Raw genomic sequence first — 19,013 nt, forward strand, 5'->3', positions numbered from 1 at the left:
CAATGCGCCCCGCGTAAAGAAGCCGGATATACGAATGCAGTTTGGTCTGTCCAATGCCTGTCCTTGAGCAAAACCGTCACCCGCAACACAGGGGGAAAACACACATGACGAAGACAACAGCCCGCCAACAGGATGCCTTACACACCGGCATTGTCAAGGAGCTTCCCTGCGGGACTCCTCCTTGACAATACCGGCGTTTCAGGCAAAGAAGCCAGCATGGGCTGTTGCACCAAAAGGCACAGGAACTGCGCCTTGAGGGTTTTTATTGGATCTTTGCTGGAAAGGGTTGACTGTGGAGACCATATATGCTCGTTATGTTTTTTTGCTCTTTTCAATTAGCTCATATGCTTTAGCTCTAAGTGAAGCATCACAAGCACCAGTAATATCAATCATCTCAATTAATCTATCAATTTGCTCTTTTGACTTGTATTCGTAAGACAGAAGTTCTTCTAGTTGCTTATTTGTCAGATATTGAGAAAGATAAATATATGGGTCTTGGCTCAATATGCGTTTCAGGGTCTTGTTTTCCCCGGCATTGCAAACGTGATGGATAGCGGTAAAGTTAGTCATTTCCGATAGCCAAGGAGAGGCTTTATGACCTCGCTCATCAGTATTTCCAGCCTGACCAGTGATGCCGCCTGTTTCGAGCAAGTCCGTTCCGTGCGTTGGCCTAATGGGGTGATTTGTCCGCACTGCGGTTCACAGGACACTATCCGTCGAGGCAAGGATGACACCCAGCAGGAACGCCAGCGTTACCAGTGTAAGGATTGCCAAAAGCGTTTGATGACCTGACGGGAACGGTGTTTGAAGGCCACCACCAGCCGCTGAAGGTGTGGGTGTTGTGCCTGTACCTGATGTCGTTGAACCTGTCCAACCAACAAATCGCCCGCGAATTGGGGTTGAACAAGGATGATGTTCAGGCGATGACGGAACAGTTACGGCGTGGTGTCGAGAAAAAAAACGCCAGTAAACCTGTTTGGGAATGTTGAATTTGATGAGGTTTATGTCAAGGCTGGACACAAGGGAAACCCCGAAGCCGTCGCGGATGCTGGGCGTGAAGGTCGCCGCCGCGCCCTGAAAGGTGCGCCGGGGCGTGGGACACTGGAAAAGGACAAACCACCCATTTTCGGCATGATCCAGCGTTCCGGGGAGGTCGTGATCCGTATGCTGGCGAATGTGAAACAGACGACGATCAAGCCGTTGATTGTGGAAACGGTGGCAGCAGGCACGCTGGTCTACACCGATGAGTACAACATTTACAGCCGATTGGAAGAATGGGGCTATGCCCACAAAACCGTCAACCATGGCGCAGGCGAATATGCCCGTGACGAAGATGGTGACGGTTTCCATGAAGTCCACGTCAATACGATGGAAGGTTTTTGGTCACTGTTACGCTCATGGTTACGACCTCATCGGGGGATCTCACAAGAAAAGCTACCGTGTTACCTTGCATTCTTCGAGTCTCTTCACAACATCAGGAAACGGGGGCAAGCTGCCTTACAGTCCTTGCTTTCGCTGCTGTTGGGATAAGACCCTGAAACGCATATTGAGCCTTTCATAAATTTTGATTTCTTCGGTCACGCGCAAGCAGTAAGGCACCTTAACGATGGATACACGATCAATGAATGCCTCATTATTGCGATTATTTTTGAACGTCTGCCACTCAGACTCGTTGGAATGCGCCAAAATGATGCCTTGGAACGGAATTGCACCAATACTTTCCGTGCCATTGAAATTGCCCTCCTGGGTCGCGGTCAGCAATGGGTGCAGCACCTTGATCGGAGCCTTGAACATTTCCACGAATTCCATCAGCCCCTGGTTAGACAGGCACAGACCACCGGAATAGCTGTAGGCGTCGGTGTCATTCTGCGGGTAATCTTCCAGCTTGCGGATGTCGACCTTACCGACCAGCGAGGAAATGTCCTGGTTGTTTTCATCGCCCGGCTCGGTCTTGGATACCGCAATCTGGTTGAGCCTCGACGGGTAACGCTTGACCACGCGGAATTTAGTGATGTCACCGCCGTATTCGTGCAGGCGCTTGACCGCCCACGGTGACATGATGGTCTTCAGGTAACGCTGTGGAATGCCAAAATCTTCTTCCAGGATCGCGCCGTCTTCCTCGACGTTGAACAAACCCAGCGGGGATTCATTAATCGGCGAACCCTTGATGCTATAAATTGGGGCTTTCTCGATCAATGCTTTCAGACGTTCCGCCAGTGAGGATTTACCGCCCCCGACTGGCCCCAGCAGATACAGCACCTGCTTGCTTTCCTCCAGCCCCTGCGCGGCATGACGGAAGAAGGATACGATCTGCTCGATGCAGTCCTCCATGCCATAGAATTCGGAAAAAGCCGGATAGCGGCGGATAATTTTATTGGCGAAAATCCGGCTCATGCGCGGGTCGCGGGAAGTGTCGATCACCTCCGCCTCGCCAATGGCAAACAGCATCCGCTCGGCGGCGGTCGCGTAGGCCATGGAATCCTGCTTGCAGATATCCAGATACTCTTGCAACGAATATTCTTCTTCTTGTAAGGCTTCGTATCGGGATTGATAGTGATTGAAAATGCTACTCATTGTGTACCTCTTTCACGGTAACTAAACAGGCAGTCTCCTGCCCTCATATCATTATTGCCAGACGACTATCTTCGTTTGATATTGACAGTTTGCAAGTCAAATGCCAAGTGACAAGAATCTGGCTGCGGTTGAATTTATCCATGTGCCTAACTTTAGACTACAGCTATCTGGAAAAGTCTAGTACCGCTCAAGCTTTATACAAAACTTCCTGCCCCATGCCATGGCCTGAACACAATTTACCCCTAAGCAAGCTTTTCGCACACCTTGGGCAGATAAACGGAAGCATCAACGCAAACCTGGCAGAAAAGTTCCTTCCCTAACGTTGCTTTATCTGTTATACCGGATAGCGTCAAAGTGCCAATGATAATTATTGATTTTTTCAATAGTCATAAGTGAGGAGGAGATTTTACATGTTGAAACGGATAATGCCCGCAGTTTGCCTGCTGGCAACGCTTTCCAGCCCGGCCTTTGCCGGTGAATTCATGGACGTTGCCTGGGCAAAACAGGCTTGCGCTGCCTGGAATGCTGATAGCACCCTGACTGCCGGACTGGTCGATACCGACGGTTATTCCTGGATCGGCAATGACAACAAGCGTGGCTATAAACTTATCCAGATGTACCGCACTGATTGCGGTGAAAGCACCAAGGTGCAACTGAACATTGCCCTGCAAGACGGCAAAGCCACTTGTATCTATGGCGGCTCACCTGACGGCAAAACCATGGACTCTAGCTACGATTATCTGATGCACGCCACCGACGCCGACTGGACCTGCATGGGCGAAGGCAAGTTTGGTTGCGGAGCCATGGGCGCAATGGGAACCGGCAAACTGAAATTCAACGGCCCCAAAATGGAAGCCATGAAAGTCATGTCGCCGTTTGAAAACTTCCTGAAACTGACCGGCAAGGTAGCGGGAACCAAAACCGAGTGTAAAGCCAAGTAAATCCAGCCATGACGGGGTGTAAGCCCACACCCCGTTTCATGCTATCATCTGCCCCGTCAATATCAGGATCAAGATACATGCCGGAGCTGCTTCCCCTACCCTCCCCCCCCAGTCACCCACCCACCCCGCCAAGCCTCCCCGGGCTGCGTATACTGGCGATTGCCCTGCTGGGCCTACTGATGCTGATACCTCTGTTCATGGCAGGCAAGGTAGTGGAAGAGCGCAGTGCTTACTACAACAATGCCTTGCGCAATATTGCCAATGCATGGGGAACCAGGCAAACCATCACCGGCCCCATTCTGGTGCTGCCTTACGTTGAACATTTCACCAGCGTTGACACCTTGACCGACGAAAATGGCGAAAGCCGCGTCGTCAGCAAAGACATCTACAACGACCGCACGGCCATCCTGCTGCCGGAAAAGCTGGAAATCCGCACCGATTTGAAGCAAGAGCACCGCCAGCGGGGCATTTACGACGCCTTGGTGTATACCGCCAATATCAGCCTGAGCGGAACCTTCAACCACGAGGCAATCTCCAACGCCAACGCAGGGGAACGGCGCATCCTGTGGGATAAGGCATTCATCACCATCGGCCTGGATGACACCCGCGCCATCAACACCGCCTCCAGCTTTTCCTGGAATAACGCCCGCATCGGGCTGGAACCAGGCAGCCGCATCAGCACATTGTTGCCCACCGGTTTCCATATACCCCTGCCGGTCAGCAACGAAAGTAATACCAGCAATGATTTCAAACTCACCCTTAGCCTGCGGGGCAGCGACAGCCTGTTTTTCGCGCCACTGGGTGAAAATACCTCCATCCGCATGACCTCCCCCTGGACCCACCCTAGCTTCCAGGGGGAATTGCTGCCAGACAAACACGAAACCACGGAACAGGGCTTCCATGCTGAATGGGACATCCCGCATCTGGCGCGCAATTACCCGCAATTCTGGGTACTGGAAGACAAGCAGGAATATGACCTGCGGAAAGTAACGGCAGGCGTCAGCCTGTACGAGCCGGTTTCCCTGTACGCACGCATCAGCCGTGCGGTGAAATACGGCGCACTGTTCATCGGCCTGACGTTTCTTGTGTTGCTGATGTTTGAACTCAGCCTCAAGCAGCGCCTGCATGTGCTGCAATACACATTGGTTGGGGTAGCCTTGTCGCTGTTTTACCTGATCCTGCTGGCGCTGGCGGAACACCTTGGCTTTGTTTACGCCTATCTGGCCGCTTCAGCCACCACCATTTTCAGCATTACCCTGTATATGGCCGCCATTTTGCGTAACAGCCGCCATACGCTGGGGATGCTGCTGATATTGGCAGCGCTATATGGCTTGTTATACCTGTTGCTGCAAACGGAAGATTACGCCTTGCTGGCAGGCGCTGCCCTGTTGCTGCTGGCAACCGGCATCACAATGTATGTGACTCGCCACCTGCCCCAACCTGATTGACCCTGCCCATACCCATTCCTGCGAGACACCTATTCCTGCGGCGATGGGGCGGAAGTAGTGGCTGACCTGGGCCGTCTGCGGCGGCGTCTTTTTTTCTCCGCGCCCGGCTCATGACCAACATCACTACTCGCCGACACTGTGCTTGCCGGGGAGGCTGGGGGATTATCATCCCGTTGTGGTTTAATCCTGCTGCGGGGCGGACGCTTGCCATTACTGTGCCGGTCATCATGCGGACGCCCTGCTCGCTCACGCTGGGTACGCTGCGGGCGCTGCAAATCGGCGGGAATCAGGTCAGCCGTGATTTTTTCCACCGGGATAGCCTTGCCGGTGTATTCCTCGATTTCAGGCAGGTAAAACGCGGTATCCTCACAGGCAAAGCTGTGCGCTTCACCCGATGCGCCCGCACGCGCGGTACGCCCGATACGGTGGACGTAATCTTCCGCCATTTGTGGCAGGTCGAAGTTGAATACGTGGGAAACATCCGGAATGTGCAAGCCACGCGCAGCCACGTCGGTGGCGATCAACACCTGAAAATCGCCCGTCTCGAACGACCTCAGCAACTTTTCACGCTTGTTCTGGCGCACATCCCCCGAAATCAGGTCGGAACTGATGCCATTGCCGCGCAGATAATCATCAATTTTCTCCGCGATGTGCTTGGTATTGACGAACACGATCGCCCGGAACGGGTTGAGCTTGCGGATCAGCCCAATCAGCAGCGGTACTTTTTCCTCATTGGCGGGAAAATAGACATGCTCGGCAATGTTGTCCGCCCGCACCGATTCGGCCTCAATAACAATCTGTTGCGGATTGTTCATGTGCTCATAGGCCAGCTCCAGCACCCGCTGTGACAGGGTGGCGGAAAACAGCATATTGAGGCGCTTGGTAGGTGGCGGCATCTTGCGGATCAGGTAGCGCACATCGGCAATGAAACCCATGTCAAACATACGGTCAGCTTCATCCAGCACCAGCGCCTGTGCATATTTGAGGGTGAAAACGTGCTGCTTCCAGTAGTCAATCACCCGCCCCGGCGTACCAATCAGCACATCCACCGACTCTTCAAACTGACGGCGCTGCTTATCGTAACCCGCCCCGCCGTACACCAGCACCGAACGCAGGCCGGTATGCTTGCCCAATTCCTCAGCATCGCGCGCAATCTGGATCGCCAGCTCGCGGGTAGGTGCAAGGATCAGGCTACGCACCGAACCGCCTTCCGCATTCGGCAACGGGTTCTTCAACAGATGCTGGAAAACGGCGACCAGAAATGCACCGGTCTTGCCAGTACCGGTTTGTGCCTGCCCGGCCACATCCCGACCCGCCAATGTCAGTGGCAGGGTTTCCGCCTGGATACGGGAACAAAATTCAAAACCGGTCTCCCTGATGGAGGCTAATAACTGTTCATCCAGCGGGAATGCATCGAAACGTGTTTGACTTAAGTAGAAATTTTCCATGTTGCGAGAATATCACACTGACCGTGCACAACGTCACAAAAAGCGCAACGATCCCCCGGATTTTTCAGGAAAATACGGAACCCGCTAACATTGTCGACATTTAGTATTTCTTATGTCGACAATATAGGGAAATTTTGACTGAAATCAGACGAATGATATTCTAAAAGTCAACATTATCTACTATCATCTTTTGCCTTCTTTGAGTATTCAGACATTATTGTCGACATTAAAAGCGCTACCGGAGGCGTCACATGACTACAACAGCCGCACTGGCACAACATCTTGCCAGCACTTTGGGGCTTCAAAACCTGCAACATATTTACTGGAACCAGTCTTCCCCCGTCCTTTACGAGCAGGCCCTTAACAGGAGTGAAGGCAAAATCAGCGAAAATGGCGTGTTTGTCGCTTATACCGGTGCTTTTACCGGGCGCGCGCCGAATGACAAATTTATCGTCGACGATGCTGACAGCCATGACAAGGTATGGTGGGGAAAAGTCAACAAGGCACTGACTGAGGCACAGTTCGACCGGATGCTGACAGACGCCCTCCAGTTCCTGGACGGCAAGGAAGTGTTTGTGCAAGACCTGTTGGCAGGGGCAAATGAGGCCGATGAGCTGCCAGTGCGCGTCATTACCCAATATGCCTGGCACGCCCTGTTTGCCCGCAACATGTTCATCCGCCCGGACGACCTGAACCGCACACTGGAGGTGGCAGAACCACGCTTCACCGTCATCCATGTGCCTGACATGCTGGCTGACCCGGCCATCCACGGCACCCATTCCAGCGCTTTTGTGCTACTGAACCTGACGCGCGGCCTGATCCTGGTTGGTGGCACCCACTATGCTGGTGAAATCAAGAAATCCATTTTTTCAGTGCTCAATTACCTGCTGCCGCAACGCGGCATCATGTCTATGCATGCTTCCGCCAATGTGGGTAAGGAAGGGGATGTCGCCATCCTGTTCGGCTTGTCCGGTACTGGCAAGACCACCCTCTCCGCCGACCCCAACCGTGCCCTGATCGGTGATGACGAACATGGCTGGAGTGACAACGGCGTCTTCAACCTGGAAGGCGGCTGCTACGCCAAGGTCATCAACCTGTCGCCGGAACAGGAACCCCTGATTTATAAGACTACCCAAACTTTCGGTACCGTGCTGGAAAATGTGGTCATGGATCAGGCTACCCGCAAACTCAACCTGGATGACAACAGCATCACCGAAAACACCCGTGCCAGCTACCCGATCACCCAGATTCCAGGTGCGCTGTACCCTGGCAAGGCAGGCCACCCCAAACACATCATTATGCTGACCTGCGACGCTTTTGGCGTTTTGCCACCGATTTCAAAACTGACGACTGAGCAGGCGATGTACCATTTCATTTCCGGCTATACCGCCAAGGTGGCAGGCACGGAAAAAGGCGTCACCGAACCCACAGCCACCTTCAGCACCTGTTTCGGTGCGCCGTTCATGGCATTGCACCCATCCGTATATGCAGACCTGCTGGGGCAGAAAATCAACGGGCATGGCGTCACCTGCTGGCTGGTCAATACCGGCTGGACAGGTGGTGGCTACGGCGTTGGCAAGCGCATGAACATCCACCATACCCGCAGCATGGTCAATGCGGCACTGAATGGCGAGCTGGATGGGGTGGAAACCCGCACAGACCCGGTTTTCGGCCTGAACATTCCGGTATCCTGCCCCGGCGTACCAGCAGAAGTACTGGAACCTTCCTCCACCTGGGAAAACCAGGCAGCCTATCTGGACAAAGCGACCCAGCTGGCCATGTCATTCCACCAGAATTTCACCCAATACAGTGACGGTATTGCGGAAACCATACTGGCGGCTGGGCCTGTCGCTGGGCGGACATAATCACAGACAAACCGCCCAAAACTTCCCCTCACCCTATCCAGGCCGCATTGCACTGTAAATGCGGCTTTTTTATGTCCACCAAATAATCAGCTCAATATATCGCTAGCAAATACATAAAATTTTTCTGTTCATAATATGTTTAAAATAGCGCCATCACTTCCCGAAATGTACTATTTTTACTCAATAGCAAAAGAGGATACTGACAACACAAGTCAGGATTGACGTTATGCATTAACAAAAGGATGGTTGTTTATGAATAGTAACAAATGGTTGGCGATTCTTTTGTCTGGCATCCTGTTGTCGGGAATCGGTACTGCATTTTCAGCACCTGAAGCAAACGACAGCAATACCGCCAAAGCTTTCATCATGACCACGCTGAACAATGGCCCGGTGATGAACGCCATTGAATTGGAAATCAGGCAAACCGACGCCAATAACAAGCTTGTTGAAAAGACCCACAAGCACACCACTGTGCTGGCATTGACGCCAGGCACATACATGGCCACAGCCAAGATGGACAATGTTACCCGTTACCGTCAGTTCTCAATTATCGACCAGAATCTGGTGAATATTGTCATTGCAATGGATGCGCAGTAAAGACAAAAAAAAGCCCAAGCATTATCGGCTCGGGCTTTCAGAAATGGTGCCGGCAATCGGATTCGAACTGATGACCTACTGATTACAAGTCAGTTGCTCTACCAACTGAGCTATGCCGGCTAAGGAGTGCGAATTTTATAGAATAGATTTTGGGCGCGCAACTACTTTTTTCATTTTCAACCAAGCAATGCCGCAACTTTCTTGCGATCAGCCCGTTTCATCCCCTTACCTGTCACAGGGCTGATCGGGGGGCTGGCAAAACGGCCATCATGCGGGAACACCATCAGTTCTACCTCCACATCGTCCACATAGAAACGCAGTAACGGGAAATATTCCTGTTTCTTGTTGCCCATACGGGTACGCCGCTCATGCACCTGAAACGGAATACGCTGATCTTCGAGGAAAAACATGACCTCTTCCACGCCTTCTGCAAACAGGGACAGGGTAACAGCGGAATGCGGGCTGGACGTGCCTTCCAACGCCGCACCGGTAAGATAAGGTTGGTAGTGCTGCAAAAACTCCATGGCTTCCAATGCCACTTCCCGGTGATGGCGCAATAGGGCTGGCTGGGTTTCAGCATCGAATAGCCGGATACGCTCATGGATGGCGGCTTCAACTTCCTCGTTGGAAGGCTGTACGCTGCCCCCCCGCGAACTGACGCCCAGCTGCTCCGCTGCCCTTTGTTTGGCCAGACGGTAATCCCGCATCCCCTCTTCATAGATGAGGCGGGCAGCTTCCTCCGCCAACAAGTAACGGAGTTCTTCCCGGGTATTGCGCATCAGAAAAGCTGCTCAGGAATTTCCACCCGCTCCGGAGGGCGTCTAGGTACGGCAACCTGCTGTTGCTGGGCTGGCCTGCGCGGCATAACATCGCGCTCGCTCTTGTACTGGAAGCCGCTGCCTTGGGAACTGCTGGCTGACGCCTCCCGCCGGTAACGCCGACTGGGGGTAGCGCCCGGCTCACCCAGATCAGCTGCTTTCAGATCCACTGGCCTTTCCCATTCTTTCGATGGTGTCCCTTCCAGTGCCCGGTGCATAAAGTCAATCCACATGGGCAATGCCACGTTGGTCGCGGTTTCACCCTCCCCCAACTTGGACATGTCATCAAAACCGACCCACGAAACGGTCACAATATCAGGCGTGAAACCGCAAAACCAGGCATCTTTCTGGTCATTGGTTGTACCTGTCTTGCCGGCGATGTCTTTACGCTGCAAGCTGCGCCCGGCGCGTGCTGCCGTGCCGAATTGCGTGACACCTTGCATCATGCTGACAATCTGGTATTGGGTACGGTTATCCATAATCCGTTCGGCTGCCGGGTAAACGTCTTTGTCGCCCAGTTTTGGCCCAACAACAGCCTCAGTTTCCCAGATAGGTTTGTCTGCCAGCTCTGCCTTCTGCTTGTCAGGACTGTTTTCACCTTCCTTGTCTTTTACGCCCTTACCATCCACGCCTTCCGCCCCGGCTGCTTTTTCCTGCGTGGTTTTTTTGATAACGCAGACTTTGGCATCACCCCCACAAATACGCGGCGAGGTTTCTTCAAACAGCTTGTTGTGATGACGGTCTTCGATACGGGTGATAAAATATGGCTCAATCTTGTAGCCACCATTGGCAAAAGCGGCATATGCCCCCGCCATTTGCAGCGGCGTTGTCATGCCTGTACCCAATGCCAGGGTCAGGTTGGGGGGCAGATGTTCACGCGGGAAACCAAACCTGGTCGCGAAATCCACCGTATAATTGATCCCGACACTGCGCAACAAGCGGATGGAAACCAGATTGCGCGACTTGGCTAGCGCTTCCCGCAAAGTCGTCGGGCCTATATATCTGCCACCAAAGTTCTCTGGCTTCCAGTTACTGCCGGGAATGGTGATGGGTGCGTCATTGACCACGCTGGTTGGCGTGAACCCTTTCGTCAAAGCCGCAGCATAGATGATTGGCTTGAAACTGGAACCCGGCTGGCGCAGCGCCTGGGTAGCGCGGTTGAACTTGGAGTGGTAAAAATCAAACCCCCCCATGACTGCGCGCACCGCCCCGTCACTCGGGTCAAGCGACACCAGCGCGCCGCCAACCGCCGGAATTTGCGATAATGTCCAGACATCCTTTTCCTTATCCGTCTGCCGCACACGTACAATATCACCGGCTTTAAGGACATCGCTGACCCGCTTCGGCGCACTGCCCCGCCGGTCTTCGGTCTTGAACGCCCGCGCCCACTTGACTGCATCCAAGCCCAAGTGGATACGGGTTTCGCCGACCAGCAGCTCTGCCCCACCTGCATCGGCGCTCAACACCAAGGCAGGATGCAAATCACCAAACATCGGATAGCTAAACAGTTTGTCGCGCATTTCATCTTCATTGTCCAGCTCACCCAGGTTAACCGTCTCTTCAGGGCCTCGGTAACCATGCCGCCGGTCATAGGAGAGCAGGGAACCCCGCAGCGCTTCCGCCGCCTGCTGCTGCCGCGTGGAATCCAGCGTGGTGTAAACGTGGTAGCCTTGCGTGTAGGCATTGGCTTCCCCAAACCGCCTGACGATTTCCGAACGTACCATTTCCGCCAGATAAGGGGCCTCGGTTTCAATTTCGGTCTTGTGTTGCTGCGCGGTATTGGGTTCATTGATGGCTACCTGATATTCCTTCTGGCTGATATGCCCCAGTTCCAACATACGCTTGAGAATGTAATCACGCCGGATCATGGCGCGTTCCGGGTTGGCCAGTGGATTGTAACGGGAAGGTGCTTTCGGCAACCCGGCAATCATCGCGCTTTGCGCCAGGGTCAGCTCATCCAGCGTCTTGCCATAATAGGTTTCTGCTGCAGAGGCAACACCATAAGCCCGATTGCCCAGGTAAATTTTGTTCAGATAAAGTTCCAGGATCTTGGCTTTGCTGAGTGTCTGTTCGAGCTTGATTGCCAGCAACGTTTCCTTAAATTTGCGCTCAAGGTTCTTGCCGGAATCCAGAAAGACATTCCGCGCCAGCTGCATGGTAATGGTACTGGCACCCTGACTGGCCGACCCGGTGGACAAGACACTGCGGATGGCGCGGGCAACCCCTTTCACATCCACGCCCTGATGCTCGTAAAAACGGGCATCCTCAATATCCAGGAAAGCCAGTTGCAAACGTTCCGGCACATCGTCCAGCTTCACCGGGCGGCTGCGGCGCTCGCCATATTCAGCCACCAGCTCCCCCTCGCGGGTATAAATGCGCAAGGGCACCTGTATCTCAATTTTTTGCATTTCTGCCTCATCCGGCAGTTGCGGCGCATAATGTGAATACAAAGCAAACAGGCCGACCGCCCCAAGCGTCAGGAGCGCAAAGAAAGCGCCAAAAATAATTTGCAGGAGTTTGAAGATGAACCGCATATATAGATTAACTTTTATTCGTTTACGCACGGCTCCCGTTTATCTGAAAGCACGCCACCCAAGGCTGGCAGAGTAGACTATTTTAACATTCGACGCTACCATGGGCATGCAAATAATTAAAAGACTTAACCACTACGCTCAATAATAACAATAACCTTGGGATTACCTGTGTTTTCATTTTACCCACGCAAAGAAAGCCTGCTTGGCCTCGACATCAGCTCTTCAGCCGTCAAGCTGGTTGAAATGACCCGCAGGGGACGCGATTACCGCATTGAAAGCTATGCAGTCTCCCCGCTACCAGAAGGCGTCGCCAACGAAAAGGATATTGTGGAACCAGAGCCGGTTGGTGAGGCTATCCGCCGTACCCTGCGCGACAGCCGCACCCGTATCAAGCGTTGTGCCCTGGCGATCCCCACCTCGATGGCAATCAGCAAGATTATCCCCATGCCCGCCACCATCCCGCCTGCTGAACTGGAAGCACAGATGTCGATGGAAGCCGAGCAACACATTCCCTACCCCATGAATGAAGTCAATTACGACTTCGAAATCCTCGGCCCCTCCGCCAATTCACCAGAAACCGTCGATGTCCTGCTGGCCGCCACCCGCTCGGAAAATGTCGAAGTCCGGGTTGCCGCTGCCGAAATGGCTGGCCTGAATGTGGAAGTTGTCGACACGGAAACCCATGCGCTGGAAAAAGTCCTGCGCCACCTGACCAATGAACTGGAACAACATGATTCACTGGCCATCGTCGACTTCGGTGCCACCATGACCGGCATCAGCGTATTCGAACAGAGCCGCCTGACCTTTTCCCGCGAACAGGCATTTGGCGGGCGGCAATTGACGGAAGAAATCATGCACCGCTACGGGCTGACCTGGCAGGAAGCCGGGCTGGCGAAAAAGGAAGGCAACCTGCCTGAAAACTACGTATCCGAAGTACTGGAGCCGTTCAAGGACAGCATGGTGCGCCAACTGCACCGCTTCCTTCAGTTTTATTACGCCTCCAGCCAGAAGGACAACGTGGCGCAAATCCTGATTTGCGGCGGTTGCGCGCGGATTCCGGGGGTGGACGAGCAAATCCAGGCCGCTATTGGCATCCCTGTCCGGGTCATCAACCCGTTTACTAGGGTCGCCCTTGGCTCACGGGTAAGCCCGATCCGCTTTACCAATGACATGCAAGCCTTGCTGATCGCGGCTGGCCTTTCCCTGCGAGGACTTGAGTAATGGCCGGATTGAACCTGCTCCCTTGGCGGGAAAAAGCCCGGGAACAAAAGAAGAAGCAATTCTTTACCCTGGTTGGGATGAGCGTCGCGCTAGCCGCAGCAGGCGTGTTAGTCGCGCACCAACTGATGCTGCTCACCATGGAACACCAGCAAGACCGCAACCAGTTACTGACCAGCGAAATTGCCCAACTGGACAAGCAAATCAAGGAAATTGAGCAGCTGGACACAACCCGCCAGTCGCTGCTGGATCGGATGCAAGTGATCGAAGATCTGCAAAGCACCCGTCCGGCCATCGTGCACCTGTTTGATGAAATGGTAAACGCCCTGCCCAAGGGCATGTACCTGCTGCACCTGAAACAGGAAGGCACCAAGGTGCAACTGGAAGGTAAAGCGGAATCCTACGCGCGGGTTTCCAGCTATATGAACCGGCTGGATGCCTCGCCGTGGCTGAGTTCCTCCAATCTGAACATCATCTCGGCTGCCAGCGACAGTAAAAAAGAAGATGACGACATCCAGCTACGGGAATTCAAACTGGATGTCACGCAACTGTTGCGCCAAACCCAGGATGAACCTCAGAACGGGGAACAACCCCAAGGCAAAACCAACACCACAGTAGGTGAAAAAACCAACGGCAAACAGGGGGGCAGTTCATGAACATCCAGGAACTCAACAACCTGGTTGACGACCCGGGCAGCGTTTCCTGGTCGATCAAGTCGCTGGCGCTGATCGCCATCATGGCGGCCCTATTATTCCTTGGCTACCAATTGGTAGTCGTCAAGCAACTGGAAGGGCTGGATGGGCTGGAACGCAAAGAACAAGAACTGCGTAAAGACTTTGATAGGACTTACGCATTGACGGCGGCCTGAAATTGTGGGTTGAGGTGCTGCTTGCCTTGCATGAAGCGGCTGACAAAAGCAGCCACAGCATCCGTGTACAAGTCGCGTTGCCATTGGTAGGCGTTGCTGATGATGTCAACAAACTGCATCTGTTGCAGGTGGACATAGCTGCACAAGGCGGCAAAGATATGGTTACGTATCGGGACGTTGCCGCGTACCTGGAATTTCTCGATATGGCAGACCTGCTTGATCATGCGGTGGTATTGCTCAATCTGCCAATGCTGGTCATGCAGGGTCTGGAAATCCGCTTGCTGGAAGGTGTCATAGGCGTCAGCATTCGGGAGGAAAACCACGTAATGGCGCAGTTGGTCTTTTAACTGCGTCCGAAACAGCTTTACCTCGCCAAATTCGCGTAACCAGACCCTCAGCCCGTCAGCAGGGATGTCCAGTTTCTGTACCTGCACCCATGACCCCTTTTCGGTGGATACCCGGCGGTTGCTTTCCACAGCGAACAGGAACCCCATGCGGTGGTTTCTTACCGTTTTGAGGTTGCCCACACAGGAATACCAGCTATCCCCGGTCATGAAGGCGGGTTGCAGCCCCCATGCCAACACGTCCTCCAGCATGTCGAGGAAATAATCATTCTTGGTCTTGCCCTCTGCCTTGTCATACACCCGGTAGTTGACCGGCAGGCTGCGCCCTTGCGGGTCACTGTAATACAACGTGATCAGGTTCAGCCCCTTGACCACCCGGTGGTGCTTGCCTGACCAGAAGTGTCCAACCAGCTCCATATGCTGGCTGTAGGGTTTGTCCAGCGTACTGTCATCCACATTCAATGTCCCGCCCACCAGGTTCAGCAGCCGCGATGCTTCGTTGAACAGGTCTTTTGGCTCATAGGCTTCCCGCAACAGGAAGCGGTTTACACTGTCATGCGAGATGCCCATCACTTCCGACAGGCGGGTGCAGGTGCTTGATTTCGGTTCACTCATCAGAAACCCCATGTACATTGGCAGGGTGCAATTGGCTGTCGGTGGGCGTTTGGGCCTTCTTATCATTGGCTTTTATGTCGCGTGAAAAACTTATTCCTGACACAGACAGGGCTGCTTCGTCAATGCGTAAGTCCTATTTGAAACCAAACAACAACGTGCCAGCCAGCTGCCACAGTACAAAGACCAACTGGAAGAGATGCAGCGCTCATTCGGCATCCTGTTGCGCCAGCTGCCCAGTGACACCGAAATTCCGGGGCTAATCCTCGACATATCGGAAAAGGGCCTATCCAACGGTCTGGAGCTGGAACTGTTTGAACCCCAAAGCGAAATCACGCGGGAATTTTACGCCGAAAAGCCCATCACCATCATCGCCAATGGTTCATACCGTGAACTGGCCACTTTCGTCAGCGACATTTCCGGTCTCTCCCGCATTGTTACCATCAACAATATCGACCTGAAACTGGCGGAAGACAGCAGCCGCCTGCGCATGGAGGCAACCCTGAAGACCTTCCGCTACCTGCAAGATGGCACGGAAGAAAGCACCACGCCAGACAAGGGCGAAAAAGGGAAAACCAAACAAAAGGCAACCACGCAGCCTGACAAAAAATCTACCACCGGGGAAAAGGGAGTCAAAAAAGGATGAAAGGCAATACCACCCCCGCCGGCCTGAACACGGGAATTAAGTTATCAGCAGGTTTCGCCCTGCTAGTATCGCTCGCTGCCTGTAGCAAGGACATGAGCGACTTGAACCAGTATATACAGACAGTAAAAGCGAAACCTGCTGCGGTCATTGAACCCATCCCGGAAATCAAGCCGTATGTACGCTTCATTTACCCCGGGCATGAACTCGACCCGTTCGACTCCAAGATACTGGCACCGGACACCAAGCCCGAAGCAGGCAGTGCCATCGCGCCAGACAAGGATCGTATACCGGAATTTCTGGAAAGCTTCCCGCTGGACAGCTTACGCATGGTCGGCACCATCAACCAAAGTGGCGCACTGTGGGCGCTGATCCGTATTCCCGATGGCGCTGTGCACCGGGTCAAGGCTGGCAATTACCTCGGCAAGAACTACGGGAAAGTAACCAAAGTGGAAGAAACACGGGTCAGTGTACAGGAAGTTATCGAAAACGGGTTTGGCGGCTACAAGGAACGCGACAACAGCATTGCCCTTTCCGACCCGCAAGACACAAAACAATAATATTTCAACAATAATAACGACTTGTGTAGAGACTCAATTAAGGACTGGCAACCAATGAAAACAATAAGACAAAGCGTTGCTCTGGCAATCATGATAGCCTGCATCCCCACCAGCAGCCTGGTTATGGCAGCGGACAAACAGTTGCAGAATATTGCTGTCCAAGCTGTCGGTAATAACAAAACCCAGATTCAACTAAAATTCAATACCCCGGTGGAACTCCCCAAGGGTTTTGTGATGGAAAACCCATCACGCATTGTCTTTGATTTCCCCGCCACGGAAGTTAGCCCCAACAGCCGCGGCAAAGCCGTTAACCTGGGGCAAATCCAGGCTATCGACGCCGCCAACAATAAGGGTAAGGCAAGGGTCGTAGTACATTTGAACAATCTCGTTGACCACACCGTTGAAACACGTGGTAACCTGGTCGTCATGACCTTTGACAATTCTGGCAAGGTAGAACCCGCCGCACCCCAAGTACAGCGTAGCAGCAAAGCCATGGAACCCAGACTGGCAACACCGCAGCCAGTGGAAAACAGCAAACCCTATTTCGTCATACCCCCGCCAGCACTGGTATCCAGTACGCCAAGCACTACGGTAATGCCAGCGAAAACCAGGCCTGTGTGGGAAGCAGCGGCGACCACCAGAGCCGCGCTGACCCTACCAGAACTGCCAGTACCTGCGGCACCCGTCGCCAGGCAAGCACCGGCCCAGCCAGCCATGCCACCGGTATCCGCTGCGCCTGACGTTACCAGGCCAGTGCCCACCCCCAACAACCTGGCAATGCAGCAACCCGTTTACACCCCGCCACCCATCACAGCCAGCGTACCAACCGCACCAGTAACCCCTGTTTTGCAGGGTGTGGATTTCCGGCGTGACCCAGATGGTGGTGGCCGGGTCATTATTAACCTACCGTCAACCAACACCCAGGTTTCCGACGACAAGCGCGGCAACGTCGTCACGCTGACCCTGACGGATGTCGACGCGCCAACACACCTGCAAAAACGCATGGATGTGACCGATTTCGGTACCCCGGTCAGTGACATCAATGTATCGCAACGTGACTCGGGAACCCGTATCCAGATTTCGGCACGCGAAGGCTTCGACTACCACACCCGCCGCAGTGGCAGCGAGTACACGGTTTACCTGGACAAGCTCAAAGTTTCCGCTGAAGACAAACTGGCGGCGGAACAGAAGAAAAAGACCTTTAGTGGCGAAAAACTGTCACTCAATTTCCAGGACATTGAAGTCCGCGCCGTCCTGCAATTGCTGGCGGATTTTACCAACAAGAACATCGTAGTCAGTGATACTGTCACTGGCAACATCACCGTGCGCCTCAAAGACGTGCCTTGGGATCAGGCACTGGACATCGTGCTCGAATCCAAAAACCTGGCTATGCGTGAAAACGGCAACGTCATCTGGGTCGCACCTGCCGAAGAACTGGCGGCCAAGGAACAACAGCAGTTGGAATCCCTCAAGGCCAAGCAGGAACTGGAACCGCTGGTGACGGAATACATTGCCGTCAACTTCGCCAAAGCGGTTGATCTGATGGCGCTGATTGAAAAATCCAAGGGCGAAGACAAACAGTCCCTGCTCTCCCCGCGCGGCAAGGTATCGGTGGACGAGCGTACCAACACACTGCTGGTACAGGATACCGCCAGCCAGGTCAGGGCTATCCGCGATCTGGTCAAAGTGCTAGATGTACCGGTCGAACAGGTGCTGATTGAATCCCGTATTGTCATTGCCAACGACACCTTCGGCAAGGATTTAGGCGCACGCTTTGGCGTCACCCCCAAATGGATGAACAGTGACAGTTACGGCATCGCCACTGGCAATCTGGGCGACGGCACAACCGAATACTTCAACAGCATCGCCGCAGCACAAGCTGACGCCATCAAAAACGGAGGCACAACCGACAAGATCATCACCATCCCGGGGCTGGACGACCGTTTGAGCGTCAACCTGCCCGTCACTGGCGCGGCGGGCAGCTTCGGTTTCTCCATCCTCAGTTCCGACTTCATCGTCGACCTGGAACTGTCGGCCTTGCAGGAAGAAAGTAAAGGTGAAATCATCGCCACACCGCGTGTGATCACCTCTAACCAGACCAAGGCACTGATTGAGCAGGGCGTGGAAATCCCCTACCTGCAAGCATCTTCCAGTGGAGCCACCAACGTGGCCTTCAAGAAGGCAGTGCTGAGCCTGGAAGTCACCCCGCAAATCACGCCGGATGAGCACATTTCGATGGATCTCAAGGTCAACCAGGATACCGTCGGGCAAGTCTTCGCCGACATCCCCAGCATCAACACCCGTGAGATCCAGACCCGCGTACTGGTGGAAAACGGCCAGACCGTCGTACTGGGTGGTGTGCATGAAGAAGAAAACCTGCACGGCGAAACCAAGGTGCCGGTTCTCGGCGATGTGCCCATCCTCGGCAACCTGTTCCGCAGCAGCAGCAACAGCAACAAGAAACGGGAATTGCTGATCTTCGTCACCCCGAAGATTGTGGATAGCAAATCCTGATAAGCGCTTGATTCCCGCGCCCGGTGCTG

16 protein-coding genes, 1 tRNA gene and 1 pseudogene are annotated in these 19,013 nt (G+C 53.8%); 11 read left to right on the forward strand and 7 right to left on the reverse strand.

The window, feature by feature from the left end:
- Positions 1–312 precede the first annotated feature (312 nt).
- A complete protein-coding gene (locus THINI_RS06845) occupies positions 313–570 on the reverse strand; it encodes a lyase family protein (protein ID WP_002707911.1) in 258 nt (85 codons plus the stop codon).
- Between the two features lie 24 nt (positions 571–594).
- On the opposite strand from THINI_RS06845, the pseudogene THINI_RS27205 reads away from it, so the two are divergent.
- Positions 595–1,530, forward strand: a pseudogene (locus tag THINI_RS27205) (IS1595 family transposase).
- Here the strand turns inward: THINI_RS27205 and THINI_RS06860 are convergent.
- Entirely contained in the window at positions 1,498–2,574 is a 1,077-nt protein-coding gene (locus tag THINI_RS06860) for a PrkA family serine protein kinase (protein WP_002707912.1), read from the reverse strand. The pseudogene THINI_RS27205 and the gene THINI_RS06860 overlap by 33 nt on opposite strands.
- A gap of 410 nt (positions 2,575–2,984) precedes the next feature.
- Between THINI_RS06860 and THINI_RS06865 the strand changes: the two genes are divergently transcribed.
- Both THINI_RS06865 and creD read left to right on the forward strand, forming a co-directional pair.
- Positions 2,985–3,515 carry an SCP2 sterol-binding domain-containing protein gene (locus THINI_RS06865; protein ID WP_002707913.1) on the forward strand — a complete coding sequence of 177 codons (531 nt, stop codon included), beginning with the start codon at positions 2,985–2,987 and terminating at the stop codon, positions 3,513–3,515.
- Between the two features lie 77 nt (positions 3,516–3,592).
- On the forward strand, positions 3,593–4,963 hold the full coding sequence (gene creD, locus THINI_RS06870; RefSeq protein ID WP_002707914.1) for a cell envelope integrity protein CreD: 1,371 nt from the start codon (positions 3,593–3,595) through the stop codon (positions 4,961–4,963).
- Positions 4,964–4,992: 29 nt separating this feature from the next.
- Here the strand turns inward: creD and THINI_RS06875 are convergent, their stop codons facing one another.
- Positions 4,993–6,411 carry a DEAD/DEAH box helicase gene (locus THINI_RS06875; RefSeq protein WP_002707915.1) on the reverse strand — a complete coding sequence of 473 codons (1,419 nt, stop codon included), beginning with the start codon at positions 6,409–6,411 and terminating at the stop codon, positions 4,993–4,995.
- Between the two features lie 251 nt (positions 6,412–6,662).
- On the opposite strand from THINI_RS06875, the gene pckA reads away from it, so the two are divergent.
- On the forward strand, positions 6,663–8,276 hold the full coding sequence (gene pckA, locus THINI_RS06880; RefSeq protein ID WP_002707916.1) for a phosphoenolpyruvate carboxykinase (ATP): 1,614 nt from the start codon (positions 6,663–6,665) through the stop codon (positions 8,274–8,276).
- A 252-nt stretch (positions 8,277–8,528) separates the two neighbouring features.
- Positions 8,529–8,873 (forward strand): hypothetical protein, encoded by a 345-nt coding sequence (locus THINI_RS06885; RefSeq protein WP_002707917.1) that lies wholly within the window; start codon positions 8,529–8,531, stop codon positions 8,871–8,873.
- Positions 8,874–8,917: 44 nt separating this feature from the next.
- Here the strand turns inward: THINI_RS06885 and THINI_RS06890 are convergent.
- The 3 genes from THINI_RS06890 to THINI_RS06900 form a co-directional block, all read right to left on the reverse strand.
- A tRNA-Thr gene (locus THINI_RS06890) sits at positions 8,918–8,993 on the reverse strand.
- 56 nt (positions 8,994–9,049) lie between these two features.
- Entirely contained in the window at positions 9,050–9,652 is a 603-nt protein-coding gene (locus THINI_RS06895) for a hypothetical protein (protein ID WP_002707918.1), read from the reverse strand.
- On the reverse strand, positions 9,652–12,225 hold the full coding sequence (locus tag THINI_RS06900) for a penicillin-binding protein 1A (RefSeq protein WP_002707919.1): 2,574 nt from the start codon (positions 12,223–12,225) through the stop codon (positions 9,652–9,654). The genes THINI_RS06895 and THINI_RS06900 overlap by 1 nt, the downstream gene beginning before the upstream one ends.
- A 168-nt stretch (positions 12,226–12,393) precedes the next feature.
- Here THINI_RS06900 and pilM point away from each other — a divergent pair, with 168 nt between their 5' ends.
- Genes pilM through THINI_RS06915 form a run of 3 tightly spaced genes read left to right on the forward strand, consistent with a single transcriptional unit; the run spans position 12,394 to position 14,311 of the window.
- Positions 12,394–13,446 (forward strand): type IV pilus assembly protein PilM, encoded by a 1,053-nt coding sequence (gene pilM / locus THINI_RS06905; RefSeq protein ID WP_002707920.1) that lies wholly within the window; start codon positions 12,394–12,396, stop codon positions 13,444–13,446.
- Positions 13,446–14,099, forward strand: a complete 654-nt coding sequence (locus THINI_RS06910) for a PilN domain-containing protein (RefSeq protein ID WP_002707921.1) — start codon at positions 13,446–13,448, stop codon at positions 14,097–14,099. The genes pilM and THINI_RS06910 overlap by 1 nt, the downstream gene beginning before the upstream one ends.
- Entirely contained in the window at positions 14,096–14,311 is a 216-nt protein-coding gene (locus tag THINI_RS06915) for a hypothetical protein (protein WP_040839208.1), read from the forward strand. Before THINI_RS06910 ends, THINI_RS06915 begins: the two co-directional genes overlap by 4 nt.
- On the opposite strand, the gene THINI_RS06920 is transcribed toward THINI_RS06915, so the two are convergent.
- A complete protein-coding gene (locus THINI_RS06920) occupies positions 14,290–15,333 on the reverse strand; it encodes an IS701 family transposase (RefSeq protein WP_081485941.1) in 1,044 nt (347 codons plus the stop codon). The genes THINI_RS06915 and THINI_RS06920 overlap by 22 nt on opposite strands.
- A 133-nt stretch (positions 15,334–15,466) precedes the next feature.
- Between THINI_RS06920 and THINI_RS06925 the strand changes: the two genes are divergently transcribed.
- The 3 genes from THINI_RS06925 to THINI_RS06935 are packed head-to-tail and all read left to right on the forward strand — an operon-like array spanning position 15,467 to position 18,984.
- Entirely contained in the window at positions 15,467–15,913 is a 447-nt protein-coding gene (locus THINI_RS06925; RefSeq protein ID WP_050988007.1) for a type IV pilus inner membrane component PilO, read from the forward strand.
- The gene (locus THINI_RS06930; RefSeq protein ID WP_002707922.1) at positions 15,910–16,470 is read left to right on the forward strand and encodes a pilus assembly protein PilP; all 561 of its coding nucleotides are present in this window, start codon (positions 15,910–15,912) and stop codon (positions 16,468–16,470) included. Before THINI_RS06925 ends, THINI_RS06930 begins: the two co-directional genes overlap by 4 nt.
- A 54-nt stretch (positions 16,471–16,524) precedes the next feature.
- Positions 16,525–18,984 carry a type IV pilus secretin PilQ gene (locus tag THINI_RS06935; RefSeq protein WP_002707923.1) on the forward strand — a complete coding sequence of 820 codons (2,460 nt, stop codon included), beginning with the start codon at positions 16,525–16,527 and terminating at the stop codon, positions 18,982–18,984.
- Positions 18,985–19,013 lie beyond the last annotated feature (29 nt).

It is taken from the genome of Thiothrix nivea DSM 5205, from assembly GCF_000260135.1.
GTDB classification, from domain to species: Bacteria; Pseudomonadota; Gammaproteobacteria; order Thiotrichales; family Thiotrichaceae; genus Thiothrix; species Thiothrix nivea.

What these genes read in the sequence shown, in the direction of transcription:
- THINI_RS06845 (WP_002707911.1), bottom strand. Translation starts at nt 570, where the DNA reads ATGACTAACTTTACCGCTATCCATCACGTTTGCAATGCCGGGGAAAAC.
- THINI_RS06860 (WP_002707912.1), bottom strand. Translation starts at nt 2,574, where the DNA reads ATGAGTAGCATTTTCAATCACTATCAATCCCGATACGAAGCCTTACAA.
- THINI_RS06865 (WP_002707913.1), top strand. Translation starts at nt 2,985, where the DNA reads ATGTTGAAACGGATAATGCCCGCAGTTTGCCTGCTGGCAACGCTTTCC.
- creD (WP_002707914.1), top strand. Translation starts at nt 3,593, where the DNA reads ATGCCGGAGCTGCTTCCCCTACCCTCCCCCCCCAGTCACCCACCCACC.
- THINI_RS06875 (WP_002707915.1), bottom strand. Translation starts at nt 6,411, where the DNA reads ATGGAAAATTTCTACTTAAGTCAAACACGTTTCGATGCATTCCCGCTG.
- pckA (WP_002707916.1), top strand. Translation starts at nt 6,663, where the DNA reads ATGACTACAACAGCCGCACTGGCACAACATCTTGCCAGCACTTTGGGG.
- THINI_RS06885 (WP_002707917.1), top strand. Translation starts at nt 8,529, where the DNA reads ATGAATAGTAACAAATGGTTGGCGATTCTTTTGTCTGGCATCCTGTTG.
- THINI_RS06895 (WP_002707918.1), bottom strand. Translation starts at nt 9,652, where the DNA reads ATGCGCAATACCCGGGAAGAACTCCGTTACTTGTTGGCGGAGGAAGCT.
- THINI_RS06900 (WP_002707919.1), bottom strand. Translation starts at nt 12,225, where the DNA reads ATGCGGTTCATCTTCAAACTCCTGCAAATTATTTTTGGCGCTTTCTTT.
- THINI_RS06910 (WP_002707921.1), top strand. Translation starts at nt 13,446, where the DNA reads ATGGCCGGATTGAACCTGCTCCCTTGGCGGGAAAAAGCCCGGGAACAA.
- THINI_RS06915 (WP_040839208.1), top strand. Translation starts at nt 14,096, where the DNA reads ATGAACATCCAGGAACTCAACAACCTGGTTGACGACCCGGGCAGCGTT.
- THINI_RS06925 (WP_050988007.1), top strand. Translation starts at nt 15,467, where the DNA reads ATGCAGCGCTCATTCGGCATCCTGTTGCGCCAGCTGCCCAGTGACACC.
- THINI_RS06930 (WP_002707922.1), top strand. Translation starts at nt 15,910, where the DNA reads ATGAAAGGCAATACCACCCCCGCCGGCCTGAACACGGGAATTAAGTTA.
- THINI_RS06935 (WP_002707923.1), top strand. Translation starts at nt 16,525, where the DNA reads ATGAAAACAATAAGACAAAGCGTTGCTCTGGCAATCATGATAGCCTGC.